The following is a 7575-nucleotide window of genomic DNA, read 5'->3' on the forward strand; positions in this document are numbered from 1 at the left end:
GAATACGGATTTCTGTTGCGTCCGCCATCACGGGTCTTGATCGGACACGACACGTCCCGCCTTGTTTGAAGAATATTTTGCGAGGCTCTGCCTCGCGCTCCGGGATATTTGGGGCCAGATGAAGAAGGGGAGAGCCCACTTCATCTGGCTGAAAATATCCCGGGGGAGACGCCGAAGGCGGCGGGGCAGAGCCCCCACCAATCCGGCAGGTCACACCTTCACCCGTTCGGATTTCGGGTCATACATCGGCTTGAGCGACGCCTCGGCCCGGACTTTCGTTCCGCACACGTCGATCTCGTAGGTCGAAGCCAGCACGTCCGCAGCCTTTTCCCCCTCGCAGGGCACGTAGCCCAAACCGATGGCACCGCCCAGCGTGTGACCATAGTTGCCCGAGCTGAGATAGCCCACATACTCGCCATCCCGGATGATCGGTTCGTTGTGGAAAAGCAGCGGCTCGGGATCGGTCAGGCGGAATTGCACCAGGCGCGATTTCGGGCCGCTTTCCTTGCGGGCGATCACCGCTTCGCGGCCGATGAAGTTACAACCCTTGTCCACCTTGACGGCAAAGCCAAGCCCGGCATCCACCACGTGATCCTCGCAGGTGATGTCGTGGCCGAAATGGCGGTAACCCTTTTCGATCCGGCAGCTGTCCATCATGTGCATGCCGCACAGCTTCAGCCCCATGTCCTGCCCCGCCTCGTGCAGCGTTTCAAAGACGTGGCCCGCCATGTCGGACGAGACGTAGATCTCCCAGCCCAGCTCGCCCACATAGGTGACGCGGTGGGCGCGGGCGAGGCCCATGCCGATCTCGATCTCCTGCGCGGTGCCGAAGGGGTTTGCCGCGTTCGAGAAGTCGTTGGGCGATACCTTTTCCAGCAAGGCCCGTGAATTCGGCCCCATCACCGCCAGAACGCCTTCGGCCGCGGTGACATCGGTGATGACCACGTTGTAGTTCCCTGCGTGGCGCATCATCCACGTCTGGTCCGCCAGACGCGTCGCCGCCGGGGTGACCACCAGATAGGCTGTCTCGGAAAGGCGGGTGACGGTCACGTCGGCCTCGATCCCGCCGCGGCGGTTGAGAAACTGGGTATAGACGATCTTGCCCACGGGCACGGCATAGTCGCCGCCGCCGACATAATTCATGAATTTTTCGGCATCAGGGCCTTCGACCCGGATCTTGCCGAAGGAGGACATGTCGTACATGCCCACGTTCTCGCGCACCGCACGGTGTTCGGCGGCCGAATTCTCGAACCAGTTCTGGCGCTTCCAGCCGTAGCGGTATTCGCGCTCCTGCCCTTCGTTCGCGAACCAGTTGGCGCGCTCCCACCCTGCCAGTTCACCGAACACTGCCCCGTGTTCTTTCAGGTGGTGGTGGAACGGCGTCCGGCGCACACCGCGCGCTGTGGCCTTCTGACGATAGGGGTAGTGGTCGGCATAAAGCAGACCCAGCGTTTCCTTGGAGCGTTCGAACAGGTATTTCCTGTTGCCCTGGAAGGGCTGCATCCGGCTGATGTCCACATCGCCCAAGTCAAAAGGTTTCTCGCCGCTGTCCATCCATTCGGCCAGCGACATGCCCGCGCCGCCCGCCGATTGGATCCCGATCGAGTTGAAGCCGGCGGCGACCCAAACGTTGTCCATCTCGGGCGCAAGGCCCAAGTGATAGGCATCGTCGGGCGTGAAGCTCTCGGGGCCGTTGAAGAAGGTGTGGATCCCCGCCTCGGCCAGCATCGGCATGCGGTTGCAGGCGGCCTCGAGGATCGGTTCGAAATGGTCGAAATCCTCGGGCAGCTGGTCGAACTCGAAACTGTCGGGGATGCCGTCCATCGCCCAGGGCTTGGCGTTGGGCTCGAAGGCGCCCAGCAGGATTTTCCCGGCGTCTTCCTTGTAATAGGCGCATTCGTCCGGCACCCTCAGCACCGGAAGCTGGGTCAGGCCCTCGATATTCTCGGTCACGATGTAGAAATGTTCGCAGGCGTGCAGCGGCACGTTCACGCCCGCCATGCGGCCGACCTCATGCCCCCACATGCCGGCGCAGTTGACCAACATGTCGCATTCGATATGGCCCGAGTCGCTGCCGTCGTCGGCCACCCAGTCCACACCCGTAACGCGGCGGCCCTGTTTGGCGATATCGGTGACCTTTATCCGCTCCTTGACGATGGCGCCGCGCTGACGCGCGCCCTTGGCCAGCGCCAGCGCGATGTTGGCCGGGTCGCCTTGGCCGTCCAGCGGCAGATAGACCGCGCCCTTGACCCCATCCAGATTGAGATGCGGATACAGTTCAGCCACCCGCTCGTTCGAGATCTCCTCGACCTCGACTCCGAAGGCGCGGGCCATTGTGGCCTGGCGATAGATCTCCTCCCTGCGCTCCTCCGTCAGCGCCACGGTGATCGAGCCGCAGCGTTTGAAGCCGGTGGCGACGCCGGTTTCCTCTTCGAGTGAGCCGTAGAGTTCCTGGCTGTATTTCGCCAGCTTGGTCATGTTGGCGGTGGCGCGCAGCTGGGCGATCAGGCCCGCCGCGTGCCAGGTGGTGCCGCTGGTCAGCTGCTTGCGTTCCAGCAGCACCACGTCTTTCCACCCTTTTTTGGTCAGGTGATAGGCGACCGAGCATCCGATCACGCCGCCGCCGATGATGACCACGCGGGCCTTGCTGGGAAGATCAACCATTCCGATGTCTCCGAATCTTGGGTCTTGCGCGAAGTCTGCCACGGGAAGGCGGCAGGAAATCCATCAAAAACGTCACGAAACCGGCGATAATCACCGTGAGCCGGGCGTGCGCCTCTGACGGCGCATGACGAAGGGGGTAACGCCGTAGACGCTTTTGTAGATGGTCGAGAACCCGTTCGGGAACCCGCAGGCCAGCCCGATCTCGCGCACGCTCATGGTGGTGTTCAACAGCAGGTTGTTGGCCTTGGCCAGCCGCATTTCGCGATAGAACCCGTTAGGCGTGGCGCCGAGATAGGTCTTGAACTTGCGCTCCAGCGAGCGGTTCGACAGGCCGAGGGCCGCGACGATCTCGTTGATCGGCACCGGGTCTTCGATATTGGCCTGCATGATCTTGATGCACTGGTCCAGCTTGTCGTCGCCGGTGGTGGTCGCATTGACGCCCGAGAAGGGCTGCATCGAGCCGAAATCGCGGATGTTTTCATGCAGCATGATGTCAGCGACGGTCATCTTCGCCGCGCCCGAGACATGGCGGCCGATCAGCGCCAGCGTCACATCCACGGTCGCGCCCATTCCGGCGCAGGTGACGACGGGGCCGTGTTCCGTCGCGATCGAGAACTTGGCGTTGAATCCCGCCCCGCGTTCGCGCAGGAACGAGGCGTTTTCCCAATGCGTCGCGTGATCCTCGGCGCCCTTGTCCTTGATGTAGCGGCTGGCGGCCTCGGCCAGCAGAAAGACCTGCGCGCCGCGGTGGGTATAGTCCGAGATCACCCGCGCCAGCGACAGGTCGGGGTGGTCCGGGTCGGTGTTGCCGATGACGAAGAGGTAATCCGCAGTGGGCTGCCGGATCACCGGCTCGGTCTCGACATAAGCCCCGGCGCGGCAGGCGATCGTGCCGCCCCTGAGCGAGCGGTAGGTATAGGTAAAGGGCGGCACAGGGCAGACCCGGTTGGCGATACGCAGCACGTCGGCCACCCCGGCCAGTTCGGTCAGCACAAACCCGTCGGCGACGAGGATGTCCACCTGCCATTGCCGTTCGGGAAAGGGTGCCGTCCGCTCTGCCAAGCCTTCCCCCTCAGACGATCCGGTGACCCGCCGCGCGCAGGTGGCCCGCCAGTGCCTCGATGTGATCGGGGCCGACCTCGCAGCAGCCGCCGACGATCGTGGCCCCCTGCGCGACCCAGCCCATCGCGTGATCGGCGTAGGCCTCTGGGCCCAGATCCTGCCGCTGTTCCAGCGCGTCCACGGTGGGCGCGTCCTGAAGGAACCCCTCGGAGATGCGGGTGAAGCCGTTGGCATAGGCGCCGAAGGGCCGCCCGAAGTCCTTGATGATCTCGAGCGCGGCCGGGATCGCCTCGGGGCGCGAGCAGTTGATCAGAACCGCCTCGGGGGCGAAGCGCTCCACCAGCGGGGCAATGTCGCCCAGCGCCTCGCCGGAGCGCAGGCGGGTGCCGTCGTCATCCATCACGGTCAGCGCCAGCCAGACCGGTTTGCCGCAGCCTTCGGTGCCGCGCAGCGCGCCCTCGGCCTCCTGCACTGACGAGACGGTTTCAATCAGAAACAGATCGATACGATCGGCCATCATCTGCACGATCTCGCGGAATTTTTCCGCCGCGTCAACCGGGTCAGGGTTCAGATCTGGGCGGTACGAGGCCAGCAAAGGGCCGAGAGAGCCCGCGATGCGTCCTTGCGGAAACTGGGCGCGGGCGCGTTCGGCTTGGGCCAGCGCGGTGTCGATCAAGGCGGGCAGCTGGTCTTCCATGTCCACCCTCACAAGGCGCGAGCGGTGCACGGCGTAGGTGTTGGTGGTCGCGATAGTGGCGCCGCGCCGGAAATAGTCGGCATGGACTTCGCCCACAAGGTCGGGGTGGTCGATCATCACCCGCGTGGACCAGAGCGGCGTCGCCCGGTCGCCGCTGCGTTTCACCAGTTCCTGCCCGATCGAGCCATCCAGCAGCGTGATATCGCTCATATGCAACTCCTTAGGGTATTAGCACCAGTTTGCCCGGAAAGGCCTTGGACTGGAAATCCTCCTGCGCCTTGGCGATGTCGCGCAAGGGGTAGGTTTTCGCCACCAGCGGCCGGATCCGGCCTGCGTTGATCATCTCGACCAGCCGGCCAAAGACCTCGAAGGCCTGATGGGTGCAGCCGTGGATGGTGATGTCGCGCAGGTAGATCTCGCGCAGGTCGGCCTGCACGATCGGCCCGGCGATGGCGCCGGACACAGCATAGTGACCGCCCGGTTTCAGCGCCCGGATCAGGCCGGGAAAGGCCGGGCCGCCGACCACGTCGATCACCACGTCGAACGCGTCGCGCGGCAGCGGTGCGTCGCGCTCGAAGGTTTCCGAAGCGCCCTGCGCCCGGACGGTATCCGCCTTGGCCGCGCTGGTGACGCCCGCGACCGAGGCCCCGCGCAGGGCGGCCAGTTGCACCGCCGCCAGCCCGACGCCGCCCGAGGCGCCGGTGATCAGCACCTTCTGCCCTGCGGTCACGCCTGCGCGGTTCAGCAGGTTTTCGGCTGTGCCGAACGCGCAAGGGATGGCGGCGATTTCCACGTCCGACAGGGGCGAGGCGGTGACGTCATAGAGGTCGTCGGCCTCGAGCAGGCAATACTGCGCAAAGGCTCCGTCGATTTCCGAGCCCAGCGCGATGAAGCCTGTCGGGTTGCCCGGCCTAGGACGCGGCAGGTTGATCGGGCAGGTCACGCGCTGGCCCGGTTTGAAGCCGGCACCGGGGCCGACTTGTTCGACGATGCCGCACAGGTCGCCGCCCTGAATGCGCGGGAACGAAAGGGCGCCGCCCCAGCCTCCGGCCTCGACATCATGATCGACCGCATCTGTTGCCCCAGTGACCTCTGGCGCATACCAGCCGATGCGGGTGTTGATGTCGGTGTTGTTGACGCCGGCCGCGGCTACGCGGACCAGCACCTGCCCCGGCCCTGGGACCGGAACAGGGATGTCTTCGCGCCATTCGAGCGCCTCGGGCCCGCCGTGCCGGGTCAGATAGACACCCTGCATGGTCTTGCTCATTGGTCTTGTCCTTTCGACAACGGCGGGCCGAGCCAGAGGTCAGGCTCGCAGGCGTTCGTTTTCGGGGTCCCAGAGGGGTTTGTCCTCTTGAACCACGGCGCGGCACTTCTCGCCATAGATTTCGACCTCGAGCTCGGTGCCCGGAACCGCCAGATCGCTGCGGACCATGCCCAGCGCGATCGAGGCGTTCACGCGATAACCCCAGTCGCCCGAGGTGGTCTCGCCCACGATCTCGCCATCCTTCCAGATGCAGGACATGTAGGGCGCGTCGCAGTCCCCGGCCTCGACGATCAGGGTAACGAAGCGTTTCTTGACGCCTTGCTGCTTTTCCGCCAGCAACGCGGCCTTGCCCGGGAAATCCTGCGGCTTGTCGAACTTGACGAAGCGCTCCAGCCCGCCTTCGAGCAGCGAGTAGTCGGTGCTCAGATCGCCCTTCCACGCGCGATAGCCCTTTTCGATGCGCAGGCTGTTCAACGCATACATGCCGAACGGCTTGGCCCCCGCGGCGAGGATCGCGTCATAGATCGCGGGCATGTGCTCGTTCAGCGCATGCACCTCCCAGCCCAGTTCGCCGGCGAAGGAGACGCGGATCAGGTGGGCGGGTTGCCCGGCCACGGTGGCGGCCTGATGGGTCAGCCAGCCCAGCGAGAGGTCGGCATCGGTCAGGCCCGACAGGATCTGGCGCGATTTTGGCCCGGTCACGATCAACGTGTCGCGGGTGGTGGTCACGTCCTCGACCGTGACGCCCGCGGGCATCGCGTTCACAAGGATGTCGCGGTCGTGCCATTGCGCGGTGGCGGCGGTGATCATCACGAAGTCATCCTCGCCCAGACGCATGCAGGACATCTCGGTCAGGATGCGGCCGCGGTCGTCGGCGATGTAGACGAGGTTGATCCGCCCCACCTTGGGCAGGCCGCCGGTGACCAGCCCGCGCAGCGCCTCGGCCGCGCCCTCGCCCTTGACGACGAAGCGCGAGAAACCCGGCAGGTCAAGCACGCCGCAATGGTCGCGCACGGCCTCGCATTCTTCCTTGATCCGCTGCTCCCACGGGCCCGAGCGGCCCCAGGTGTGGGTGCTTTCCTCGGAAGTGTCGTCGCCCGGCTGCGCGAACCAGTTGGCGCGCTCCCAGCCGTTGTAGACGCCCATGACGCCGCCCAGTTCCTTGACCTTGGCATGCACCGGCGACAGCTTCTTGTCGCGCGCGGCGGGCCATTCGTGACGGGGGAAGTGCATGGCGTATTCGTTGCCATAGACCTCCATGCCTTTCTGGTTGCAGTAGTCCTGATCGGTGTAGTCGGTATAGCGGCGCGGATCGACGGCCCACATGTCCCATTCGGTGGCGCCATCCACGATCCACTCGGCCAGCACCTTGCCTGCACCGCCGCCCTGGGCAATGCCGAAGGTGAAGGTATGCGCCTCGAACGCGTTCTTGACGCCGGGCATCGGGCCGATCAGCGGCAGGCCGTCGGGCGCATAGGGGATCGGCCCGTTGATCACCCGCCCCACGCCCGAGGTCGCCATCAGCGGTACCCGCTCCATCGCGTCGGTGACGATGTCCTCGATCCGGTCCAGATCGTCGTTCCACAGTTGAAAGCTGAAATCCTCTGGCATCGGGTCGTCCTCGGTCATCCAGTGGCCCTTGCAGTTGGGCTCGTAGGGGCCGAGGTTGAAGCCGTTCTTTTCCTGCCGCAGGTAGTAGGACACATCAACGTCGCGCAGCAGCGGCAGCTTGCCGCCGTTTTCCTTGGACCAAGCCTCGATCTCGGGGATTTCCTCGGTCAGCAGATACTGGTGGCTCATGACCATCGCGGGCACGGTGCGGCCGCCAAAGGGCTTGAACCATTCGCCCACGCGCTGCGCATAGTAGCCGGCGGCGTTGACGACA

The 7575-nt window shown here is 65.0% G+C and carries 5 protein-coding genes; all 5 read right to left on the reverse strand.

What is annotated here, in order from left to right; genetic code table 11:
* Nucleotides 1–210 precede the first annotated feature (210 nt).
* Nucleotides 211–2664 carry a GcvT family protein gene (locus AC2FMM_RS17365; RefSeq protein WP_496797252.1) on the reverse strand — a complete coding sequence of 818 codons (2454 nt, stop codon included), beginning with the start codon at nt 2662–2664 and terminating at the stop codon, nt 211–213.
* 90 nt (nt 2665–2754) lie between these two features.
* Entirely contained in the window at nt 2755–3726 is a 972-nt protein-coding gene (locus AC2FMM_RS17370; RefSeq protein ID WP_496689602.1) for a GlxA family transcriptional regulator, read from the reverse strand.
* A gap of 10 nt (nt 3727–3736) precedes the next feature.
* Nucleotides 3737–4633 carry a homocysteine S-methyltransferase family protein gene (locus AC2FMM_RS17375; protein ID WP_496797253.1) on the reverse strand — a complete coding sequence of 299 codons (897 nt, stop codon included), beginning with the start codon at nt 4631–4633 and terminating at the stop codon, nt 3737–3739.
* 10 nt (nt 4634–4643) lie between these two features.
* Nucleotides 4644–5690, reverse strand: coding sequence for an alcohol dehydrogenase family protein (locus AC2FMM_RS17380; protein ID WP_496797254.1), 1047 nt, complete (start codon nt 5688–5690; stop codon nt 4644–4646).
* Between the two features lie 39 nt (nt 5691–5729).
* Nucleotides 5730–7575: GcvT family protein (locus AC2FMM_RS17385; protein WP_496797255.1), on the reverse strand; the 1846-nt coding region annotated here is incomplete at its 5' end.

Source organism: Ruegeria sp. BHSC043 (assembly GCF_059612985.1).